This window comes from Halosimplex carlsbadense 2-9-1, from assembly GCF_000337455.1.
Lineage (GTDB): Archaea > Halobacteriota > Halobacteria > Halobacteriales > Haloarculaceae > Halosimplex > Halosimplex carlsbadense.
The window spans coordinates 102,526-123,679 of record NZ_AOIU01000008.1 but is presented as its reverse complement, the minus strand read 5'-3'; the positions used below and the strand labels follow the sequence as shown (position 1 = coordinate 123,679).

The 21,154-nt window shown below is 68.9% G+C and carries 26 protein-coding genes; 14 read left to right on the top strand and 12 right to left on the bottom strand.

From position 1 onward, the window contains the following. Window positions 1-26 precede the first annotated feature (26 nt). The 5 genes from C475_RS03365 to C475_RS03345 all read left to right on the top strand — a co-directional run bounded on the left by C475_RS03365 (window position 27) and on the right by C475_RS03345 (window position 3,558). Complete coding sequence (locus C475_RS03365; protein ID WP_006882357.1) at window positions 27-833, top strand: aldo/keto reductase; 807 nt, start codon at window positions 27-29, stop codon at window positions 831-833. Between the two features lie 82 nt (window positions 834-915). Continuing rightward, window positions 916-1,521, top strand: a complete 606-nt coding sequence (gene pspAB / locus C475_RS03360) for a PspA-associated protein PspAB (RefSeq protein WP_006882356.1) — start codon at window positions 916-918, stop codon at window positions 1,519-1,521. Window positions 1,522-1,564: 43 nt separating this feature from the next. Further along, window positions 1,565-2,023 carry a hypothetical protein gene (locus C475_RS03355; protein ID WP_006882355.1) on the top strand — a complete coding sequence of 153 codons (459 nt, stop codon included), beginning with the start codon at window positions 1,565-1,567 and terminating at the stop codon, window positions 2,021-2,023. A gap of 178 nt (window positions 2,024-2,201) precedes the next feature. Then, complete coding sequence (radA, locus tag C475_RS03350) at window positions 2,202-3,248, top strand: DNA repair and recombination protein RadA (RefSeq protein ID WP_006882354.1); 1,047 nt, start codon at window positions 2,202-2,204, stop codon at window positions 3,246-3,248. A 70-nt stretch (window positions 3,249-3,318) separates the two neighbouring features. After that, on the top strand, window positions 3,319-3,558 hold the full coding sequence (locus C475_RS03345; RefSeq protein WP_006882353.1) for a glutaredoxin family protein: 240 nt from the start codon (window positions 3,319-3,321) through the stop codon (window positions 3,556-3,558). Window positions 3,559-3,565: 7 nt separating this feature from the next. Here C475_RS03345 and C475_RS03340 read toward each other — a convergent pair whose 3' ends face one another. The 6 genes from C475_RS03340 to C475_RS03320 all read right to left on the bottom strand — a co-directional run bounded on the left by C475_RS03340 (window position 3,566) and on the right by C475_RS03320 (window position 8,032). Further along, the gene (locus tag C475_RS03340) at window positions 3,566-4,336 is read right to left on the bottom strand and encodes a hypothetical protein (protein ID WP_006882352.1); all 771 of its coding nucleotides are present in this window, start codon (window positions 4,334-4,336) and stop codon (window positions 3,566-3,568) included. Window positions 4,337-4,422: 86 nt separating this feature from the next. Next, entirely contained in the window at window positions 4,423-4,830 is a 408-nt protein-coding gene (gene msrB, locus C475_RS03335; RefSeq protein ID WP_006882351.1) for a peptide-methionine (R)-S-oxide reductase MsrB, read from the bottom strand. Window positions 4,831-4,953: 123 nt separating this feature from the next. After that, the gene (locus C475_RS03330) at window positions 4,954-5,478 is read right to left on the bottom strand and encodes a dihydrofolate reductase (RefSeq protein ID WP_006882350.1); all 525 of its coding nucleotides are present in this window, start codon (window positions 5,476-5,478) and stop codon (window positions 4,954-4,956) included. Between the two features lie 13 nt (window positions 5,479-5,491). Then, window positions 5,492-6,490 carry a thymidylate synthase gene (thyA, locus tag C475_RS03325; RefSeq protein WP_006882349.1) on the bottom strand — a complete coding sequence of 333 codons (999 nt, stop codon included), beginning with the start codon at window positions 6,488-6,490 and terminating at the stop codon, window positions 5,492-5,494. Between the two features lie 93 nt (window positions 6,491-6,583). Beyond that, window positions 6,584-6,955 (bottom strand): hypothetical protein, encoded by a 372-nt coding sequence (locus tag C475_RS22955; protein ID WP_152436313.1) that lies wholly within the window; start codon window positions 6,953-6,955, stop codon window positions 6,584-6,586. Window positions 6,956-6,970: 15 nt separating this feature from the next. Next, entirely contained in the window at window positions 6,971-8,032 is a 1,062-nt protein-coding gene (locus C475_RS03320; protein WP_049930027.1) for a methyltransferase domain-containing protein, read from the bottom strand. A 243-nt stretch (window positions 8,033-8,275) separates the two neighbouring features. Here C475_RS03320 and C475_RS03315 point away from each other — a divergent pair, with 243 nt between their 5' ends. From C475_RS03315 to C475_RS03305, 3 genes are all read left to right on the top strand, one after another. Continuing rightward, window positions 8,276-8,836, top strand: coding sequence for a TATA-box-binding protein (locus C475_RS03315; RefSeq protein ID WP_006882347.1), 561 nt, complete (start codon window positions 8,276-8,278; stop codon window positions 8,834-8,836). Window positions 8,837-8,926: 90 nt separating this feature from the next. Continuing rightward, window positions 8,927-9,421, top strand: coding sequence for a DUF7473 family protein (locus C475_RS03310; RefSeq protein ID WP_006882346.1), 495 nt, complete (start codon window positions 8,927-8,929; stop codon window positions 9,419-9,421). An 82-nt stretch (window positions 9,422-9,503) separates the two neighbouring features. Then, the gene (locus C475_RS03305) at window positions 9,504-10,745 is read left to right on the top strand and encodes an acyl-CoA thioesterase/bile acid-CoA:amino acid N-acyltransferase family protein (protein ID WP_006882345.1); all 1,242 of its coding nucleotides are present in this window, start codon (window positions 9,504-9,506) and stop codon (window positions 10,743-10,745) included. Here the strand turns inward: C475_RS03305 and hisG are convergent, their stop codons facing one another. Then, window positions 10,746-11,594 carry an ATP phosphoribosyltransferase gene (gene hisG / locus C475_RS03300; RefSeq protein ID WP_006882344.1) on the bottom strand — a complete coding sequence of 283 codons (849 nt, stop codon included), beginning with the start codon at window positions 11,592-11,594 and terminating at the stop codon, window positions 10,746-10,748. It lies immediately after the preceding gene. Window positions 11,595-11,736: 142 nt separating this feature from the next. Between hisG and C475_RS03295 the strand changes: the two genes are divergently transcribed. From C475_RS03295 to C475_RS22950, 4 genes are all read left to right on the top strand, one after another. Further along, on the top strand, window positions 11,737-11,979 hold the full coding sequence (locus C475_RS03295) for a hypothetical protein (RefSeq protein ID WP_049929985.1): 243 nt from the start codon (window positions 11,737-11,739) through the stop codon (window positions 11,977-11,979). Window positions 11,980-12,072: 93 nt separating this feature from the next. Next, the gene (locus tag C475_RS03290) at window positions 12,073-13,242 is read left to right on the top strand and encodes a M48 family metalloprotease (RefSeq protein WP_006882342.1); all 1,170 of its coding nucleotides are present in this window, start codon (window positions 12,073-12,075) and stop codon (window positions 13,240-13,242) included. Window positions 13,243-13,302: 60 nt separating this feature from the next. Continuing rightward, window positions 13,303-14,607 carry an amidohydrolase gene (locus C475_RS03285; RefSeq protein ID WP_006882341.1) on the top strand — a complete coding sequence of 435 codons (1,305 nt, stop codon included), beginning with the start codon at window positions 13,303-13,305 and terminating at the stop codon, window positions 14,605-14,607. A 63-nt stretch (window positions 14,608-14,670) separates the two neighbouring features. Continuing rightward, window positions 14,671-14,859 (top strand): hypothetical protein, encoded by a 189-nt coding sequence (locus C475_RS22950; RefSeq protein WP_152436312.1) that lies wholly within the window; start codon window positions 14,671-14,673, stop codon window positions 14,857-14,859. Window positions 14,860-14,884: 25 nt separating this feature from the next. Here C475_RS22950 and C475_RS23730 read toward each other — a convergent pair whose 3' ends face one another. Then, window positions 14,885-15,049, bottom strand: coding sequence for a hypothetical protein (locus tag C475_RS23730; protein ID WP_161625161.1), 165 nt, complete (start codon window positions 15,047-15,049; stop codon window positions 14,885-14,887). Between the two features lie 191 nt (window positions 15,050-15,240). Between C475_RS23730 and C475_RS23725 the strand changes: the two genes are divergently transcribed. Then, window positions 15,241-16,113: a hypothetical protein gene (locus tag C475_RS23725; RefSeq protein ID WP_161625160.1), complete on the top strand. Its 873-nt coding sequence runs from the start codon at window positions 15,241-15,243 to the stop codon at window positions 16,111-16,113. A 61-nt stretch (window positions 16,114-16,174) separates the two neighbouring features. Here C475_RS23725 and C475_RS03275 read toward each other — a convergent pair whose 3' ends face one another. Together C475_RS03275 and C475_RS03270 are read right to left on the bottom strand one after the other, a co-directional pair. Beyond that, the gene (locus C475_RS03275) at window positions 16,175-17,242 is read right to left on the bottom strand and encodes a zinc-dependent alcohol dehydrogenase family protein (RefSeq protein ID WP_006882338.1); all 1,068 of its coding nucleotides are present in this window, start codon (window positions 17,240-17,242) and stop codon (window positions 16,175-16,177) included. A 569-nt stretch (window positions 17,243-17,811) separates the two neighbouring features. Continuing rightward, window positions 17,812-18,360 (bottom strand): KH domain-containing protein, encoded by a 549-nt coding sequence (locus C475_RS03270; protein ID WP_006882337.1) that lies wholly within the window; start codon window positions 18,358-18,360, stop codon window positions 17,812-17,814. Between the two features lie 145 nt (window positions 18,361-18,505). On the opposite strand from C475_RS03270, the gene C475_RS03265 reads away from it, so the two are divergent. Beyond that, window positions 18,506-19,195 carry a hypothetical protein gene (locus C475_RS03265; RefSeq protein ID WP_006882336.1) on the top strand — a complete coding sequence of 230 codons (690 nt, stop codon included), beginning with the start codon at window positions 18,506-18,508 and terminating at the stop codon, window positions 19,193-19,195. Between the two features lie 42 nt (window positions 19,196-19,237). Here C475_RS03265 and C475_RS03260 read toward each other — a convergent pair whose 3' ends face one another. Together C475_RS03260 and C475_RS03255 are read right to left on the bottom strand one after the other, a co-directional pair. After that, on the bottom strand, window positions 19,238-20,479 hold the full coding sequence (locus C475_RS03260; RefSeq protein WP_006882335.1) for an ABC transporter permease: 1,242 nt from the start codon (window positions 20,477-20,479) through the stop codon (window positions 19,238-19,240). Beyond that, window positions 20,479-21,132, bottom strand: a complete 654-nt coding sequence (locus tag C475_RS03255; RefSeq protein ID WP_235728431.1) for an ABC transporter ATP-binding protein — start codon at window positions 21,130-21,132, stop codon at window positions 20,479-20,481. Before C475_RS03255 ends, C475_RS03260 begins: the two co-directional genes overlap by 1 nt. Window positions 21,133-21,154 lie beyond the last annotated feature (22 nt).

Below are 21,154 nucleotides of genomic sequence, written 5' to 3'. Positions count from 1 at the left end.
TGCCCCCAGTCCAAGCCGGGAACAGCATGAGCGAACTCGACCTCCATCGACTCGGACTCGGCACCTGGCAGAACACCGACTCCGACCAGTGCGCCGAAAGCGTGCGGACGGCGCTGGAACTCGGCTATCGAAATATCGACACCGCACAGGCCTACGGGAACGAGGAGGCGGTCGGCCGCGGGATCGCCGAGGCCGACGTACCCCGCGAGGAAGTCTTCCTCGCCACGAAGGTCGATACCGCTAACCTCGCCCACGAGGACGTGCTGGCGACGGCCGAGGAGAGCCTGGATCGACTGGGCGTCGACTACATCGATCTGCTGTACGTCCACTGGCCGACGGAGGCCTACGACCCCGAGGGGACCCTGTCAGCGTTCCAGCAGCTCTACGACGAGGGAACGATCCGCCACGTCGGCGTCTCGAACTTCGAACCCGAGCATCTCGACGAGGCCCGCGAGGTGCTGGACGCGCCGGTCGCCGCGAACCAAGTCGAGATGCACCCGTACCTCCAGCAGGCCGAACTGCGAGAGTACGCCGCCGAACACGGCCACCACGTCGTCGCCTACTCGCCGCTGGCCCGAACGGAAGTGCTCGACGACCCCGTGCTGCAGGACATCGCCGAGAAACACGATGCGAGCGTCCCGCAGGTGACCCTGGCGTGGTTCCTGTCGCTGGAGGGGGTGGCGGCCATTCCGAAGGCCACGAGCGCCGAACACATCCGGGACAACTGGGGCGCCTACGACGTGGATCTGGACGAGGAAGACCTGGACCGGATCGCCGACCTGGATCGGGGCCACCGGGAGATCGACTTCGAGGGCGCGCCCTGGGATAACTAAACGCCGGCCGCTGCGCTCGCCTCGCACCCGCGAGACACGCCGGAGGGAAGCGACTTTTACGCGCTCGCCCGAATACACGGACATGGGACTGCTGGACGGCCTGAAGTCCGCGCTGGGGATGAAAGCGGAGGCCGACGCGACCAGGGACGCCGACCCCGAGGACCTGTTCGGGATGAGTACGGCCTACATGACGATGGAGGCCGACCTGGGGTTCGTCCCCGCGGACGCGGCCGCGCTGTGTTTCGCCGAGGTCGACAGCACCGACTTCGAGGACGCCGTCGAGAACGTCGAGGCCATCCTCGAAGCCGGCGAGGTCGAGACCGGCACCGAGGCGCGGTTCACGACCGACGACCACGGCTACGAGTGGGTGGTGCTGGAGGACGACGACCCCGAGGACCTGGTGACCAGCGTCCACTTCGCCGCCGACGAGTTCATCGAACGGGGCTACGGTTCTCGATTGCTCGCCGCGCTCTTCGCGTTCGAGAAGGACGACCGGCTGGCCTACTGGGTCTACTCGTTCCGCCGGGGCAAGTACTACCCCTTCGCGCCCGAGGGCAACCACGACCGCCACAACCAGACGGAGATCAAGCTCCAGAGCGTCCTCGACGGCGAACTGACCGTCGAACCGGACAAGGAGTACTGGTACCCGCTCTGGCCGGACCGGCCCGGCGGCCACCCCTGGGAGTAGCCCTCCCCGTAGGCTTATTCCGGCCGCGAGCGTCGGCCCTGCCGTGACGCCGACCGACTACACCGTCTACGACCACGTTCGACCGCCCGCGTCCAGCGTCGCCACCGACGCCGCTCTCTCACCGGGTGTCTACCGCGTCGTCGGCGTCGACGAGGGGACAGTCACGCTTCTCCGAGTCGGGGACGCCGACGGCTATCGGGTCAACACCGGTGCGGTCGCGACCGTCGACCGCGACGCGCTGGCGGCGTTCGAACCGGCGGACAATCCCGACGGCGACCGACCGGTCGGCGAGAAGATCAGACGGACTGCCGAGACCCTCGTCTGGAACCTCCGGGCGTTCGTCGCCGGCCTGCTGGCCCACCCCGTCCTCGCCGTCGCCGCGCTCGCGCTGGTCGTCGTCGGCCACCAGGGCCACCGCGTTCTCTCGGTGCCCGAGCCGTGGCTCACCGCCGTCTACTTCCTCGGCGTCCTCGGCGTCGTCTACCTCGGAGTCCGTGGTTGAGCGCGGCGGCAGACTCCAACCGGCCCACCCCGACGCAGTTCCGCCGAGCGCCCCGCTCGACGCGTACCCACACATCAGTGTTCGGACTGGTTCGATCCGAGCGGCGAGCCCACCCGCGGTTTCACTTTCACTATGGTGTTAACGAGGGTTTATATGACGGGCGGCGCAAGCGATGTCCATGGCGACAGAAGACCTCGAAGAACTGCCGGGCGTGGGCCCGGCGACGGCGGAGAAGCTCCGGGAGAACGGGTTCGACGGCTATCAGGGCATCGCGGTCGCGTCACCGGCCGAGCTGTCGAACACGGCGGACATCGGCGAGTCCAGCGCGGCGGACATCATCAACGCCGCGCGTGACGCCGCGGACATCGGCGGCTTCGAGACCGGTGCGACGGTGCTGGAACGGCGCGAACAGATCGGCAAGCTCACCTGGAGCGTCGACGAGGTCGACGACCTCCTGGGCGGCGGCATCGAGACCCAGTCGATCACCGAGGTGTACGGCGAGTTCGGCGCCGGCAAGTCCCAGGTCACTCACCAGATCTCCGTCACCGTCCAGCTCCCCAGCGAGCACGGCGGGCTGGAGGGGTCGGCGATGTTCATCGACAGCGAGGACACGTTCCGCCCCGAGCGGATCGACCAGATGGTCAAGGGCCTCGCCGACGAGGTCCTCGAGGACACGATGGTCCTCCACGGCGTCGTCGAGGAGCCCGAGGACGCCGACGCCACCGACGAGGCCCTGCTCGACGACCTCGTCGAGGTGATGCTCGACAACATCCACGTCGCGAAGGCGTTCAACTCCAACCACCAGATCCTGCTGGCCGAACAGGCCCAGGAGCTCGCGAGCGAGAGCCAGGACGAGGAGTTCCCCATCCGGCTGCTCTGTGTCGACTCGCTGACCGCGCACTTCCGCGCGGAGTACGTCGGCCGCGGCGAACTCGCCGACCGCCAGCAGAAGCTCAACAAGCACCTCCACGACCTGATGCGCGTCGGCGACCTCCACAACACGGCCGTCGTCGTCACCAACCAGGTCGCCTCGAACCCCGATTCCTTCTTCGGCGACCCGACCCAGCCCATCGGCGGGAACATCCTCGGCCACACCTCCACGTTCCGCATCTACCTCCGCAAGTCCAAGGGCGACAAGCGGATCGTCAAGCTCGTCGACGCCCCGAACCTCCCCGACGGCGAGGCGGTCATGCGCGTCGAAGAAGACGGCCTGATGAACGAGTAGGGAACCGGGCCGTTCGCTCCGAGTGGTTCGGGCCGCAACGCACTTGCCGGTCGCTTCCGAACGGCCGGGTATGGCGTTCACGCTCTACCAGCTCGACGGGTGTCCGTACTGCGAGAAAGTCGCCGACCGGATGGACGAACTGGACCTGGACTACGAGACGGTCTGGGTCGACGCGCTCCACTCCCAGCGCAACGAGGTCAAGCGCGTCTCCGGCCAGCGCGGCGTTCCCGTCCTCGTCGACGACGACCGCGGCGTCACAATGGCCGAATCGGCGAAGATCGTCGAGTACCTCGACGCCAGCTACGCCTGACTGCGCCTCACGTTCTGTCACGATAGACCAGCCACGCCCCCAGCGTCGCGAAGATCGTCGGGTAGGCGAACCCGTAGACGACGAGCAGGTACCGGTCGGGCAGGATCGTCACCCCACCGACCGACACCGCCGTGAACAGCACCGACCCGACGAGCAGGACGAGAACGTAGCCAGCGGCGATGGCGAGCCCGAACCGCGCCACCCCCGCGAACGACTCCGTCGTCGTGTCCGCCCAGTGGCTGTCGGCGAACTCGTAGCCGGCGCCGACCAGCGCCACTGGGGCGAGCAGGTAGTAGACGACGACCGACACACCGGTCTCGCCCAGTTGGGTGAGGAGGTTCAGATGACCGATCTCGGCCGTCTGCCCGCTCACGATCCCACTGACGTGGGAGACCGGCGCCGCGTGGCCCGTCCCGAACGTGAACAGGCCGCGCAGGAGCCGACCGATGCCCGGGACCGCGACGACCGGGTCGGCCACTGGAGCGAGCAGCTGCGGTACCGCGCCCGTCGTAGCCGGGATGTTGTGGGCGTTGAAGACGGCGATACCCAGCAGCGCGAACCGCCGCTGGAGCGATCCGGAGCCGAAGCCGCCGATCGCGGCGACTGCCCCCGTCAACACGAAGGCGGCGAGAAAGGCGCTGGGCGCTCGCGCCATCCCCGCGCGCCACGGGAACGAGACGAACGCTCCCTCCAGAACGACCTCGGTCCCGCGGACCGACACCGTCCGGTCGCCGGACCGCTCGCCACCCGTCGACTCGTCCGTCCGATCCGAAGTCACACCTGTCCACGCGCTCAGCAGTTCAAAAAGGCTTCCGCCCGCTTCGACCGGTCGCCGGACGACCGTCGGGCCCGGAGACAGAGCCCCTACTCGTCGCCGTCGAAGTCCAGCGCCGCCGAATTGATGCAGTAGCGCTTGCCCGTCGGGTCGGGGCCGTCGTCGAAGACGTGGCCGAGGTGGCCGCCGCAGGTCCCACACACGACCTCGGTCCGGCGCATCCCGTGGCTCGTGTCCAGTTTCGTCTCGACGTTGCCGTCCTCGATGACATCGAAGAAGCTCGGCCAGCCGTGGCCGGCGTCGTACTGCTGGTCCGTCGAGAACAGCTCCGTCCCGCACCCGGCGCAGGTGAACTCGCCCTCCTCGTCCACGTCGAGGAACTCGCCGCTGAACTTCGGTTCGGTCCCCTGCTCGCGCAGGATCTTGTACTCCTCGTCGGTCAGCCGCTCGCGCCACTCCTCGTCGCTACTCGGGAGCCCCTCTTCCTGTTCTGACATACCTTCGCGTAGCCGCTCCAGGCGTTTATACCGACCGCTCGGGGAATCGGTGCCGTTCGGTACGGGGCGGCGAGCGAGCGGGAGTCGGCGAGAACCGCGCCCCCGCGACGGGTCTAGCGGCGGTCACCGTCGTTCGTAGGTCACGAACGACAGCTCCCCCTCGCGCTCGCGGTCGGCTTCCACCCACTCCGCCGAGTCCCACTCCGGGAACCGCGTGTCGCCCTCGGGCTCGCCAGGTACCTCCGTCAGCACCAGCCGGTCGGCTCGGTCCAGAAACGCCTCGTAGACGGTCGCACCGCCGGCGACGAACGCCGTCTCCGCGCCCGTCTCGGCCGCGGCCGCTTCGGCGGCCTCGACTGCGGCGTCGGCGCTCTCGACCTGTACGACTTTCTCGGGCGCTTCCACGCCGGAGCGCGTCAGCACGATATTGGTCCGGCCGGGCAGTGGCCCACCCAGCTGCCCCGAGATCGACTCGTAGGTCACCCGACCCATGATCACGGGGTGGCCCGTCGTCGTCTCCTTGAAGTGGGCGAGATCCGCGGGGTAGTGCCACGGCATCTCTCCCTCGTGACCGATGACGCGGTTCTCCGCGACGGCGGCGATGAGCGCGATCTCTATCGACGCCCCGTCCCGCTCGGCGTCCGCCATCACGCCCCCTCCATCACTCGGCGACCGCGAAATCCAGTCCGGGCGCGGGGTCGTAGTCGCGCACCGCGATGTCCTCGTAGGTCAGGTCGTCGATAGGCTTGTCCGCGACCTCGATCGTCGGCCGGTCACGGGGCTCCCGGGTCAGTTGCGCCAGCAGGTTCGGGACGTGGTCGGCGTTGTCCGTCCCGGGTTCGGCCGGTGCCTCCGCCAGGATCCAGTCCCGAACCCCGGCGTAGCCCTCGCGGCCGTCGACGGCGGCCATCCGCTCGCGCAACTCCGCGCGATTGGCCTCGTACCACTCGCCGCGGTCCCCCTCGCCGCAGTAGGCGTGGGCGTCGACGACCGAATGGGAGAAGCTCCCGACCTCGAAGCCCGTCCGTTGAGCGACGATGTGTGTCACTAGCGAGTAGGCGGCGATATTGAAGGGGATCCCCAGCGCGATGTCGCCCGAGCGCTGGGTCAGGTGGAGGTTCAGTCGGTCGTCCTGGACGTTGAAGACGAACGTGTAGTGACACGGCGGGAGGGTGCTGACCGCGGCGTTGGCGGGGTGCCATGCGTTGACCACGATGCGCCGCGACTGGGGGTTCTCCCGGAGCGTGTCCAGCACGTACTGGAACTGGTCGAAGGTGTTCTCGTCGTCGTTCACCCACCTGTGGGCGTCGTCGGGCCAGGATTCCCCCTCCAGCCCCTCCGCCGGGATGGGGTACCGGCGCCAGAATCGGCCGTAGGCGGTGTCGAGCCGGCCCTCGTCGTCGGCCCAGGCGTCCCAGATCTTCGTCTCCTCGCGGAGGTTGCGGATGTGCTCTTCGCCGGAGAAGTACCAGAGCAGTTCGTGGATCAGGGAGTTCCAGCGGTAGCCCGAGAGGTCCTTCGTGGTGAGCAGGGGAAACCCCTCCTGGAGGTCGACCTCGTAGTGCGCGCCGAACGTCGAGAGGGTGTCCACGCCCGTCCGGTTGGGCTTGTAGGTGCCCTCGGCGATGGCCTCCCGGACGAGATCGAGATACTGCTGCATCTTTGCGAGTACCACCGTCCGAGGATTCTTTAGTTTGCCTACTCCGGTTTAGCGAGCAGCAGATCGAGAAAGAGACCTACGGGCGAAAAGAATTCACTCGTCTCTCTGGGTTTTAAACAACTCTTTCGACTCAAGGTGAAGTCGAAGATTATGAAAAAACGCGTACCAGCCGATGATTCCGATCAGCAAAGGCGCGAGTAGGACTGTGGGAACATCATACAGATAGTTCGGGACAGTATCTGAAGCTTTGATCAGCAGCTCTCCTATTAAATATAGGATGTAGAACAAGATCAAACTAGCAGCTTTGGCAACCCCGAACCTGATAGGATCCGGGAATTCCCCAAAGTGATTTCTGACAAATGGGTTCTTCTCGGAAATATCCTGGTTGGGCCATACTGTTGATGCCCAATCTAGCGTCCAGCCAGTTGCAGCAAACGACCATATTAGAACTTCTAAAGAAGCCATTGGACTGGATAACAGCTATCCGGAGGGCCGACTTGGAACGAGCACCAGCACGTGCCGAACGAGCGACCGGTGAACGCGTCGCTCGAAGTGTTCCTCGACGGCCCATCCGGCGTCGACGGCTTCCCCCTCCCACGAGCGGTCAGCGACGACGACCGCGCGCGCGGCGACTCGCCGCGCCTCCGCGAGCGCGCTTCCGACGAGGTCCGCCAGCGAGTCGCCCTCGATCTTCGACTGCCGGCCGTAGGGCACGTCGAAGACGGCGGCGTCGGCGAAGCCGTCGGCGAAGGGCAGCCGCGTCACGTCGCCGCGACAGACCGCGAAGTCGCCGTCGTCGCCGAGCGCGTCCCGGAGGTTCGCGCGCGTCCCGCGGGTCATCTTCGCCTGGGCGTCGCTCCCGACGGCGCGGGCGCCGACGAGTCCCGCTTCGAGCAGCAGGCCCCCGGTCCCGCACATCGGATCGACGACGGTCGCGCCGTCCCGTGCGCCGGCGATGTTCACCAGCGCGCGGGCGAGGATCGGGTCCATGCTCCCCGGCTGGAAGAACGGGCGGTCGGTGGGACGGCGGTCGCCGAACCCGCGCTCGCTCTCGGCTTCGAGCCAGCCGAGGACGCAGATACCCGTGCCGTCGGCGTTCTCGGAGTCGTCGACCGCGTCGGCATCCGCGTTCGCCACCGTGCTCTCTGCGCCGGGCGGGCCGGCGAACAGCGCGCGCAGTTCGTGGTCGGGGTCGTCGAGGTCGACGGGAAAGCCGCGGTCGACGAGCGCCTGTCCCAGCTCGCGCTCGGCGCGCTGGGTGTCGACGCCGGTCGTCCCGCGCACGTCGACGGCGCGGACGGCGACACTCCCCTCGCGGTCGACGCTCGCGGCGTCGAGGAGCGCGCGGGCGCTCGCCGCGTCTGGGTCGCAGTGACCGACCACCTCGCTCGCGCGGTGGACGTAGGCGAGACCGCGCACGCGGTCGGTCACCGCGCGCGCGGTGGCCAACCCCGCGCCGACGACTTCGACCCCCGCGGCGGCGCTCGCGGCCTCGCACGCCGCGAAATCGTCGTCCTGGCCGCCGAGTTCGAGGACGTACACGCTCGACAGTCGCCCGCCGCCGGCCAAGAACCCACCGGTGCCCACCGGCGACCACTCTCGCCCCCGAGCGGCCCACTCGCCGGACCCCCACCCCTCATAAAACCGGTTCTCACCCCTACTAAAAGGCGTTTTTAGGCGTCGCCCGGACCGAGAACCTAAGCGAGGTGACCCGTCCGCGTTCGTGACGTATCAACGTCCCGTATGAAAGTTTATAAGCCTTAAATACAACGTTTAAGTCGAGACATGGTTGACCCCAAAGAGACAATCAATATCGAAAACGTCGTCGCCTCGACTGGAATCGGGCAGGAGCTTGACCTGCAGAGCGTGGCGATGGACTTAGAGGGGGCGGACTACGACCCCGAGCAGTTCCCCGGCCTCGTCTACCGCACTCAGGAGCCCAAATCGGCGGCGCTGATCTTCCGTTCGGGCAAGATCGTCTGCACCGGCGCCAAGAGCACGGACGACGTCCACGAGAGTCTGCGGATCGTCTTCGACAAGCTGCGCGACCTGAACATTCAGGTCGACGACGACCCGGAGATCGTCGTCCAGAACATCGTCACCTCCGCCGACCTCGGTCGCAATCTCAACCTCAACGCGATCGCCATCGGCCTGGGCCTGGAGAACATCGAGTACGAGCCCGAGCAGTTCCCCGGCCTCGTCTACCGGCTGGACGACCCCGACGTGGTCGCGCTGCTCTTTGGCTCCGGCAAGCTCGTCATCACCGGCGGCAAACAGCCCGAGGACGCCGAGGAAGCGGTCGACAAGATCGTCTCCCGGCTGGAAGACCTCGGACTGCTCGAATAGACGCGACCCGCGCCGACGGGACGACGGCCCCACCGCGAAACGACGGCCTGCGATAGCAGGCTACAAACGGCGGCCCTCCATACCGCCTCCATGGACCTCGTAGCGCAGCCCTCGGCGGACGCCGTCGCCGCGCTGGGCCCCGCCGCGCTCGATCCCGCCTCGCTCGCCGGCCTCGGGCCGCTCGGAGCCGACACCGTCGCGCCGCTCCAGACCGACCCGACGGGCGGCGGCATCTTCGCGGTCGTCGTCACGTTCCTGCTCACCGCCGCCTTCTACGCTGTGACGCTGCATCTCGCCGCGACCTTCTTCATCGGCGACGTACCCAGCCAGCGGGCCGCCTACGTCGGGCCCGTCCCCGCGGCCGTTTCTATCCTGCTGGGCCGCTACGGTGTCGAGAGCATCGGGTTCGTCTCTCCCGCCCTCGGGATCGTCATCGTCCTGCTGGCGACGCTCGTCGCCGACGCCATCGCGATCAGCGTCTCCTACCGGGTCTCCTGGCGGCCCGCCGCGATCCTCACCGCGCTGCACTTTGCCTTCGCGGCCGTCCTCGGGTTCGCGCTGAACAACATCTTCGGCTTCTTCTGAGCGACTCTCGCGGCGATCGCCGTTGTGGCAACCCGTCGCATCCGACCCGAAGCAATTTTGTCAACCCGTCTGAACGAGTGGTGTGCCGACGATCGAAGTCGCGGACGAGGCGCTCTCCGACGAGGAGGCGCCGGTCCGTGTGACCGGAGTGGAACCGGGGGCGACGGTCGCACTCGTCGCCGAGAGCAACAGGTGGTACGACGACGGCTGCGGTTCGCGGACGACGTTCGAGACCGACGGCGAGGGCGTCGTCGACACCGCTGCACACGAACCCGTCGAGGGCTATGACGGCGTCGCGCCGATGGGCTGGCTCTGGTCGATGACGCCCGACGGTGAGGCCGAGACGGGGTTCCCCCACGCCGGTCGCGACCCCATCACCGTCGAACTCGAAGCCCGCGTCGACGGCGCGGTCGTCGCGCGGGCGGAGACGACCCGGCGTCCCACGGACCCGGGCGTCGAGCACGTCGCCGTCGACAGCGAGGTGGTGGGGGACCTGTTCGTCCCCGCCGGCGAGGGGCCGCACCCGGGCGTACTCGTCCTGCACGGGTCGGAGGGCGAACCGTCCCGCGGCCGCGCGGCGCTACTGGCCGCCCACGGCTTCGCGGCGCTGGCCGTCCACTACTTCGGCGACCCCGACCCGATCCCCGATCAGTTGCTCGACGTGCCCGTCGAGTACTTCGACGCGGCGGTCGACCGCCTGCGCACCCGGTCCGACGTGGCGGACAGCCCGGTCGGCGTGTACGGGCACTCCAAGGGCGCGGAAGCGGCGCTCGTCGCGGCGGTGCGGTACGACTGGGCGGGCGCGGTCGTCGCTGGCGCGCCGGCGGCCCACCGCTGGCAGGGACTCGACCAGTCCGGCGAGCGGCGGACGGGCTCGTGGACGGCGGACGGCGACCCGCTCCCGTACGTCCCGTTCCGCGCCCCGCCGGGCTCCGACGAGGACGGCAACGTCGCCTTCGCGAACGTCTACGCGAACTCCCTCGAGCGCGCCCCGGACGACCGCCGCGAGGCCGCCCGGATCCCGGTCGAGCGGGTCGACGCCCCCCTCCTGCTGGTCGCCGGCGGCGCCGATCGGATGTGGCCGAGCGACGAGTTCGCGACGACCGTACGCGAGGCGCACTCGGACGGGGACAGCGCCGGCACGGACACCCTGGTCTACGACGACGCCGGCCACAGCGTCACGCCCCCGTACCGACCGACCGCCGGCACGACGGTCGCCGACGGGATGGCGCTGGGCGGAACCCCCGCCGCGAACGCTCGCGCGAGTGCGGACTTCTGGCCGCGGGCGCTGGGCCTGCTGGACGGCACGCTCCGTTCCGAGTGACTACTCCACCAGCCGCTCGATCTCGGTGACGAGCACGTCGCTCGCACCCACTTCCTTGAGCGCGTTGATGGTTTCGAAGACCGCGCGTTCGTCAACGACTGCGTGGACGGCCACGTCCGCCTTGCCGGCGATGTCCATCACCGTCGGGCCGCCCATCCCCGGCAACACGTCTTTCACGTCGTCCAGTCGGTCCTCGGGGACGTTCATCATCAGGTACCGTTTCCCTTCCGCCGAGAGGACGGATTCGAGCGCCATCCGGATCTGCTGGACCTTCTCGTCGTCGGCCACGTCCTCGCGGGCGAACAGGCGGACCGACGACTCCAGCACGTCGGCGATCTCCGCGAGGCGGTTCATCCGGAGCGTGGTGCCCGTCGAGGTGATGTCGACGATGGCGTCGGCGATGTCGACGTGCGGCGTCAGCTCCGTCGCACCCGACACCTCGGCGATATCCACCTCGATACCGCGTTCGGCGAAGAAGTCACGGGTGACGTTCGGGAACTCCGTGGCGACGGTGCCGCCGTCGAGGTCTTCGACGGCCTCGATGTCGCCGTCCTCGGGCGCCGCGAGGACGAGCCGACAGGAGCCGAATTCGAGGTCGAGCAGGTCGACGAGTTCGTCGGTGTCGGACTCCTGGGCCTGGTCCAGGCCCGTGATCCCCACGTCGGCGGCGCCGTCGGCGACGTACTCGGGGATGTCGGCGGCCCGCGCGTAGAGGACGGTCACGTCCGGGTCCACAGTCTGAGCGTAGAGCTTTCGGTCGGCCCCGTCGACGACGTGGAGGCCGGCCCGGTCTAGGAGATCGATCGCCGGGTCGTGCAGGCGGCCCTTGTTGGGGACGGCGATGCGCATACCGCCAGTGGGCGGCCCGCGGGCAACTGTCTTTCCCTCTCCGGGCGTCGCGCGTCCCCTCGGTGGCGGTGCTCCCCCGCGGCGACGCCCTGGGCGGTCGGTGCCCGTAGGTTTATATCTGAACGTGGGGCCACCGAATTCCATGACATCAGTCAGCGTGACCGACGGACTCGCGTACGGGTTTCGAATGGTGGCGGCGTTCGGCGTCCTCCTGACCGTGGCGGCCGTGTTGAGCGTCGTCGGAGTGAACATGGCGACGACGGCTCGGACCTACGGCCTCTACGGCGAGGGCACGAACTGGGGGCAGTTCTCCTCGGTGCGACCCTGTCGATCGCGGGCGGATTTGCCCTGTACGCCGGGTCGATGGGGTTGCTGTACAAAGTGATCGCCGACGGTGTCCGCCGGGGGAACAGCCGCGCGGTCTGAGCGAACGTGACGACACACAAACGTTTTGCCGCGACCGGCCGGATCACCGGCCATGCTCGCCCGTCTCCCCACCCTCCAGTCGGGCATCGACAGCGGTGCCGTCCTCGACTCGCTGGGCGCGCTCGGCGCGGGCGCCGCCATCGGCGGCCTTGTCCTCTACCTGTACGGACTGCGGGTACGAGACGCGGACGACCGCGTCGCCGCGCTCTCGCGACTCCGGCGGGCCGTCCGCGTCGTGCTGGTGGTCGTCTACGCGGCGACGGTCCTCGCGTTGCTGGACGCCGACTGGTTCCTCGTCGTTGACGCGGCGGCCGCGCCGCTGCTCGGGACGGACACGGAACTCGCGAGCGCCGTCACGCTGTTTCTCGGCGTTACGACGCCGCTGGTGGCCGTGATCGGCGCGTACCTCGGCGCGTTCCCTGCGATTCGGTCGCTCCGGGGGACCGACCTGTCGCCGGGGTCCGCCGCGCTCCGCCTGGGTCGGTTCGGTCTCGCGGTGGCGCTGTACTTCACCGCGCTCGTCGTCGTGCAGGACGCGTTGACCACCGAACGGACGACCGCGCTGCCGTTCGTCGCCGTCCTCTTCCTGTCGGTCCTCGCGGTCTGGGTCACGGCGCCGTGGCTGGTCAGGCTGACCCGGTCGACGCGGCGACCGACCGAGGCCGAGCGCGACCGACTCGGGCGGCTGTGCGACGACGCGGGACTGGCACCCCACGCCGTCCGCGTCCTCGACGGCGCCGACGCGAAACAGGCGTTCGCGGTCCTGCGCGGCCCGCCCCGCCGCCGACAGCTGTTCGTCACCGACTACCTGCTCGACGAGCTCGACGACGGCACGCTCCGGGCGTACCTGGCCCTGCAGGCCGAGCGCGTGGACAGGAAGCACCTCGAAGCGCGACTGGCGATCGCCGTCGGAACGACGGTGTTCGCACTCGGTCCGCTCCTGGGTGTCTTCTCCGTACCGGGCGTGAGCGACGCGGTGGTCGCGCTGGTCGCAGTCGCAGCCGGTCTCCTCGGGCTGTGGGCGGGCCAGTGGCTGGTCTACCAGGCCGACACCGCGGCCGTCGAGCGGACGAGTCGCGAAGCCGTCGAGCGGGCTATCGAGCGCTACGCCGACCTCAACGACGCGCCGATGGAGTGGGGTCGCCTGACCGGCATCCGCCGGATGGAACCCTCGCTCAACAGCAGGGTCGACCGACTCCGGGACCGCGCCGCCCGGAAGTGACGCCGGACACGCCGTCGTCGAGGGACAGATTCACGCACCCGCCGCGAAAACTCCCGTGACATGAGCGACCTTCTCGTCGCGGGCGGACAGGTACTGCGACCCGACCACACAGTCGAGCGGGCGGACGTGCTGGTCGATCGGGATTCGGGCGACATCGTCGACGTGGTCGATCCCGGCACCGCGGACGCGTCGGAGACGCTGGACGCGAGCGGCGGCCTGGTGATCCCGGGGCTGGTCAACGCCCACACTCACGTCGCGATGACACTCCTGCGCGGGTACGCCGACGACAAGCCGCTGGACGCCTGGCTACAGGAGGACATCTGGCCGGTCGAGGCCGAACTCAGCGCCGACGACATCGAAGCCGGTGCGGAACTCGGCATCGTCGAGATGATCAAGTCGGGAACCACCGCGTTCTCGGACATGTACTTCCACGTCGACCGGATCGCCGACGCGGTCGAGCGAGCCGGTGTGCGGGCCGTCCTCGGCCACACCGCCGTCACCGTCGGCAAGGACGACGAGGCCGCGCGGGCGGACCTGCAGCGGAGTCTCGACGTGGCGGCGGAGTTCGACGGCGCCGCGGACGGGCGGATCGCGACGACGTTTCAGCCCCACTCGCTGACCACCGTCGGCGAGGCGTACCTCCGGGAGTTCGTCCCGAAGGCCCGCGAGGCTGACCTCCCCATCCACTTCCACGCCAACGAGACCGAGAACGAGGTCGACCCGATCGTCGACGAGCACGGCGTTCGCCCCCTCGAATACGCCGACGACCTCGACCTGCTCGGGGCGGACACCTACGTCGCCCACGGCGTCCACGTCGACGAGACGGAGATCGACCTGCTGGCCGACACCGGGACCGGCGTCGCCCACTGCCCGGCGTCGAACATGAAACTCGCCAGCGGGATGGCGCCCGTCGAGCGCCTCCGCGAGGCGGGCGTGACCGTCGGGATCGGCACGGACGGCGCGGCCTCGAACAACGATCTGGACGCCTTCGACGAGGTGCGCGACGCGGCGATGATCGGCAAGCTCGCCGCCGAGGACGCCAGCGCCGTCCCCGCCGAGGCCGTCGTCGAGATGGTCACGGAGGGGAGCGCCGACCTCCTGGGCGTCGACGGCGGACGCGTCGAGGCGGGCGCCAACGCCGATCTCGCCGTGGTGGGTCTGGAAGCGGCGCACCTGACGCCCGCCCACGATCCGGTGAGTCACCTCGCCTACGCCGTCCGCGGCGGCGACGTGCGCCACACCGTCTGCGACGGCGAGGTCCTGATGCGCGACCGCGAGGTGCTGACGCTCGACGAGCGCGCCGTGCGCGAGCGCGCGACCGAACACGCCCGGGACCTGGTCGCGCGGGCCGAGGACGGCGCGTAGCGCGGCCGGCCCGCGGCGAGCCGGGAGGTGGGTTCTTGTACGCTCGACTACGTGTACGCACACGTGGTGGAATTAACGGGGTTGCTGTACGTCGGGTTCGGTCTCTACGTCGCGTACGTGGCCCGGGCGATCGCCGCGCGACTCGGGACGGGTGTCGAAGGCCGCGGCAGTTCCGGTGCGGACGTCGCGGCCGTGCGCCTCGCGGGCGGAGCGGTGGCGATCTGGGGCGTCTACGTCCTGATCACCGGGTGAGAACCCTCGGACGGCGAGTGCCCGCTCAGAACGGGTAATTGAAGTAGAGGTATCCGACCGCGGCCAGCACGACCGCGGCGACCGACGCCCCGAGGACGGTGTCGGTCACCGCGCCGACGACGAGGGCCGGGACGAGGAACGCGACCAGCCACAGCGCGTACGAGTCCGTCGGCACGTCGCGAAGGTTCATGCCCGCTTCTCACCCATCGCACCTGAAAACGCTTCCCATCCGCTGGGCCGATGCTCCCGTCCCGCTGGCCGTTTTCAACGTGGATAATCGCCCGGAGACTGTTCATGGCGGGAAAATTCGCGTTAACTCGGCGAAAATCGAGCCGAGAGTAACCCACGACTAAGTGGAAACCGACCCTGGAGTGTCGATGTATGAACCAGGGCACACGAGCACTCGTATTGGCGGCGCTGATGGTCGTCTCGGTTGCGACGCCGGCGATGGCTGCGGCGTCGTCGGCCGAGTCGCTGGGCGTCGATGTGGAACAGGACGACGACATCACGGTGACGGTCGCGAACGGGACGGCGAACGACACGGTCGCGAACGCGTCGGTCGAGGTGACGGCGGTCACGGAGAACGTCACGTACGACGGCACGGGAACGTACACCACCGGACCGGACGGGGCCGTGGGCCTGCCCGCGCCGAACCAGTCGCTGACGGTGTCGGTGACGGCGACGGTCGACAACGGCACGGCGACGACCACGGCCAACTTGACCGCCGCGGCGTCCAACGAGGCAGCGGCGGGCGAGACGAACGAGACGACGACGCCATTCGGTCTGCAGCTCGGCGGCTTCGTGTCGAACCTGAACGACACCGACGGACCGCGCGGACTGGCGATCGCCTCGTGGGTGACGGCCAACAACCCCGGCAACGGCAGCGGCCCGCCGGCTCACGCCGGCCCCGGGAACCAGACGGGCAACGAAACCGACAACAGCACGCAGGGTCCGCCCGACCACGCCGGCCCCGGGAACCAGACGGGCAACAGCACGCAAGGTCCGCCCGACCACGCCGGCGACGATGAAGACGGAGTCGGTGAAGAGGAAGACGAGGAGGAAACTGAGGAGGAAGAAGAAGAGGAGGAAACTGAGGAGGAAGAAGAAGAGGAGGAAACTGAGAAGGAAGAAGACGAGGCGGACGAAGGAGATAGCGAAGAAGCTGAAGACGAAGAGAAAGAGGATGGCTCGGACGGTCCGCCGGATCACGCCGGCGGCGGTAACGGCGACGAGAAGAGCGGCGGGCAGCCGTAGGGCGAGCGCGAAATCGTTTTCAGTCGAATGTCCCGTCGGGCAGCGACAGCAGAGCCGGTCCTCACCCGTCGAAGTCGTCGATGACGGGAATCCCGACCGTCTCGAAGTCGGTCATGTCGTCGAGGACGCCCGACACCTCCTCCAGGCCGATGCGTTCGGTGATGATCGCGGCGGGGTCGAGTTTCCCGGTGGCGACCATCCGGAAGATTTCGTCGTAGCGCTCGGGCGGCATGCCGAGCGCGCCGAGGAAGTCGATCTCGGCGGTGACCATCTCGTCGGTCGGCAGCGGGAGGGTCCCGCCGGCCTCCTTCGTCGTCAGCCCCACCTGGACGTGCTGGCCGGTCTTGCCGAGACTACCGATAGCGTTGCGGCAGGTGGTCTCGATGCCCAGCGCGTCCATCGACACGTCGGCGCCGCCGTCGGTGATCGCCCGGACTTCCGCCGCGGGGTCCTCGACGTCGCCGGCGTTGACCGTCTCGACGGCGCCCTGCGCTTCGGCGAAGTCGAGCTTGTCGTCCATCAGGTCGACGCCGATGACGTTGGCGCCCAGCGCGTCGGCGATCTGGACGGCCGAGAGCCCGACGCCGCCGCAGCCGTGGACGACGAACCAGTCGCCGGCGCCCACGTCCGCGCGGTGGGCCAGCCCGTGGAACGCGGTCATGAACCGACAGCCCAGCCCCGCCATGTCGACCGAGGAGACGCCCTCGGGGAGCGTGACGAGGTTGTGGTCGGCGTGGGGGACCGGGACCTGCTCGGCGAAGGCGCCCGGTGCGCTCGGCTGGAGACCCAGCGCCTCGCGGTTCTCGCAGATGTTCGAGTGGCCGGTCCGACAGAGGTGACAGGAGCCGTCGCCGAGGTTGAACGGGACGGCGACGTGGTCGCCCTCGGAGACGCCCGTTACCTCCTCGCCGACGGCGACGACGTGGCCGGCGGGTTCGTGGCCGAGGATGTGGCCCGGCACCGGGTCGAGGCCGCGCCACTCCCAGTCGCCCTGCCAGGCGTGCCAGTCGCTGCGACACACTCCGCAGGCCTCGACGGCGACGACCGCGCCGTGGGGGTCGGGCTCGGGGTCGTCGACCTCACGCACGTCCAGCGGTTCGCCGTAGTCCGTGAAGACTGCTGCGCGCATACCCGGGCTATCGGCAGCGCCCGCTATATACCCTCGTACCTGGAGTCGTCTCAGTCGTCTCGTGCGTGAGTTTTCGCGGCGGACGAGACAGTGCGACCGGGACGGCTACCGCTACTGATCGCCCGATTGCGAACGGCCCGCGACCCTCCGCGACCGCGACGACAGACAGCACCGCGGGACTGATCGTAGTGCAAGACAGCGTGAAAGCCCCCGTGCTCTGCGCTCCCGGGCCTCGCTGTCGTTCGAGAGAGCTTTGCTCTCTCGTGATGACGAAAGACGCCTGTGGCGTCTTTCGAACCACGCTCCTCGGCCTTTGACCTGCGGTGTCTGAGGGCTACGGCCTCAGATTAGCGGGACCTCCGGTCCCGCGTCACTTGCTTCGTCCGTCGTCGTCGAGCGGGTCGGGGCTTTCACGCTGTTCGCAGTCACGATCACGAGGGCGGTCGTGGTAGCGGCGGCTGTTCGAGGGTATCTCGCGCTGTTCGCGGAAGCGATAGTAGCGGAAGCAGTCGGGGCCGTAAAACGAAGCCGACAAACAGCAGATCGACGGAGAGGGGCTGTATCTGTTCCTAGCCGGAGAACTTGTGATAGTCGAGGCCCTTGTGTTTCATCTCGTTGTGCTTCTCTTCGAGGAAGGAGTAGACGGTGCCGTGGGGGGCGCCCTCGATGATCATCTCGGCGGCTTCGCGGACGGTGTCGACCTGTTCGGGGCCGCCGATGATGCCCAGGGTGGAGCCGTAGATGACGACGGAGGCGCCGGAGAGTTCCTCCATGAGTTCGCGGGTGCGGCCGTCCTCGCCGATGAGTCGGCCCTTGTGGCGCTGGAGGTCGTTGCGGTTGCGCGCGGCGGCGTCGATGTCGATGATGTCGAACATCATCATCTCGTCGTCGAGCAGGCGCATGGCCTCCTCGGGGGCGAACCCGCGGCCGATGGCCTTGACGATGTCCGGCCCCTTCAGCGCGGTGAGGGGGTCGCCGGTCTGTTCGACCTTCACCTGCCCCGTCTCGCTGTCGACGTCGAGTCGCACCTCCGCGCGGTCTTCGATCTCCCGCAGCGTCGCACCCCCTTCGCCGATCAGCACGCCGATCCGGTCCTGCGGAATCTTCACGTGTTGCATGCCTGACCGTAGGAGTCTCCGTCGGTTTAAGCCTTTGTTGGACGGGCCACCGTGTGACGGGCACCCAGACCGGCGTACGGGCGACCCACCCGCCGACCGTCCGCGAGACCGGCACATTCTTGTTAGACGGAGTGAACTATCGGCCGTGACGCAGTCGCTGACCCAGCGACAGTGGGGGACGCTCCTGATCGTCGTGGGATTCGCGCTGCTGGTGAACCCGTTCGTCGTCGGCGCGCTCGACATCGGCGACCCGGACAGCTACACGTACGAACCCGGACGGGTCACCTTCTACGACAACGGGACGTACGACGCGGCGGACCCCGCAGACGTGATCGACCCGAAAGTCGCGTGTCTGGACGACCAGCTCCCGACCCGGTCGTGCATGCTCGAACGGGCGGTTCACGCGAATGACGGGGTCGTGTACGACGGACTCCCACAGCGGATCCTCGGCACCGACTACTGGTACGTCTACGTCTGGGACGAGGGATTTTTCGAACCGACCAGCCTGGACCGGGGGAACGGCACCTACGAGTACGGCCTCGAACCGGCCGAACAGTCCCAGGCGCTGGACTACGTCGCGGTGTCGAGCGAGGACGCGTCGACCGGCGTCCGTCGAGCACTGGAGACCGGCCAGTTCCGGACGAGCGACCCGCTCGACGACGCCGACGAACTCGTGGCCCACGACGGGAGCTACTACGTCGTCACGGCGACGAGCTACAGCACTACCGACGGGGAACGCCGCGATATCGTCGTCGCGCTCCAGTGGATCGCGGGCATCGCCGGCGGGTGGCTCGTCCTCCAGGGCCAGCGATTGCGGGTCGCGGGGACCGGATAGCGGCGACCCCCGCGGGGGTCGGTGACTCGATTCCGCGCCCCCTCACTCGTAGCGCAGCGCGTCGATGGGATCGACGCGGGCGGCCCGCCAGGCGGGGTAGAGCCCGGCGACGACGCCGGTGAGGACGCCGACGGCGACCGCGGCGGCGAACCATCCGGGCGCGAGTTCGAGGGAGATCTCCGCGTAGCGGGTGGCGGCCCAGCCGCCCGCGATCCCCAGGGGGACGCCGATGAGAGCGCCCAGCGCGCCCAGCAGGACCGCCTCGGCGAGAAAGAGCTCCATCACGTCGCGGCTGCGCGCGCCGACGGCCTTCATGATCCCGATCTCGCGGGTGCGCTCGGTGACGCTGACGAGCATGATGTTGGCGATGCCGACGGCGCCGACGATCAGCGCGATGACGGCGATCCCGGTCACGAAGCGGGTGAGCCGCGTGACGATGCGCTCGATGCTGTCGACGAGGTCGGCGTTCGTCCGGGCGGCGACCTCGTACCCCTCGGGGACGAGCTGTGCGGCGTCCGAGCGGGGGCTGGCGAAGTACTCGCGGACGCGCTCCTGGGTCGCGGTGGTGTCGGCGGGGTCGGTGACGACGGTCACCTGTGAGTAGACCCGTTGGTTGCTCACGGCGTTGGGGCTCTCGACGACGGACTGGTAGAACGGATCGGCGGGCACGAACACCCGCGGCTGGTCGGTAAAGGAGCTAAAGGGGAGCTGGCCGCCGGTTCCGTTGACGATCCCGACCACGCTGACGTTGAATCGCTCGCCCGACGAACGGGTGATCGAGAGGTCGTCGCCCGTCGTGAGGTTGCCCGGGAACAGCCGCGCGGCCGGGCGGTTGACGACCGCCTCGTTCGCGCCGTTTTCGAAGGCCCGGCCCGACTCGAAGGTGGCCGTCTCGAATGCAGTCGCGTTGGTCGCGGTGACCTGTCGCTGGGCGATCGTCTCGTTGTCGTGGGCGATCGCGCTGACGGGGACGATCCCGCGGGGGACGACGCGCTGGACGCCCTCGATCTCGCGCAACTGCGAGAGGTCGTACTCGGTGAAGACGGGCTGGCCGGCGCCGCCGAAGCCGCCGCCCTCGTCGGCCTCGCTGGCGACGAGGTACACCTCGTTGGCGCTGGAGCCCTCGATCTCCGAGACCACGTCGGCCTTCAGGCTCGCGCCGAAGGTGGCGAAGGTGACGACCGCGGCGATCCCGATGACGATGCCGATCACCGTCAGCGCCGCCCGCAGGCGATGGGAGCGCAGCGAGCGGACGCTGATCCGCAGCGTCTCCGAGAGATCCATCAGAGGTCCTCCACGTCCTCGATCACGCCGTCGCGGAAGTGGACGATGCGCTCGGCGTGTTCGGCGATGCGGCGCTCGTGGGTGACCAGCAGGATGGTGTTGCCGGCCTCGTGCAACTCGGCGAAGAGATCCATGATCTGCGCGCCCGTCTCGGTGTCGACGTTGCCGGTCGGCTCGTCGGCCAGCAGCAGTGCGGGGTCGGCCGCCAGCGCGCGGGCGATGGCGACGCGCTGGCGCTGGCCGCCCGACAGCTCCGAGGGGCGGTGGTCGAGGCGGTCGCCGAGGCCGACCCGCGAGAGCAGGTCCGCGGCGCGCTCGCGGCGCTCGCCGCGGTCGACGCCCTGGAAGACCAGCGGCAGCGCGACGTTCTCGACGGCGGTCAACCGCGGCATGAGGTTGAACGTCTGGAAGACGAAGCCGACCGTCCGGCCGCGGGCCCGCGCGCGCTCGGCGTCGGACAGCGCCGCGATGTCCTGGCCGTCGATCCGGACGACTCCCCCGGTGGGCGTGTCGAGCCCGCCGACGAGGTTCAGGAGCGTGCTCTTGCCCGACCCGCTGGGGCCCATGACGGCCGTGTACGAGCCCGCGGGGAGCGACAGCGAGACGTGCGAGAGCGCCTCGACGGCCACGGCGCCCTCGTAGGTCTTCGTCACGTCCGCGAGGTCGACGACCGGC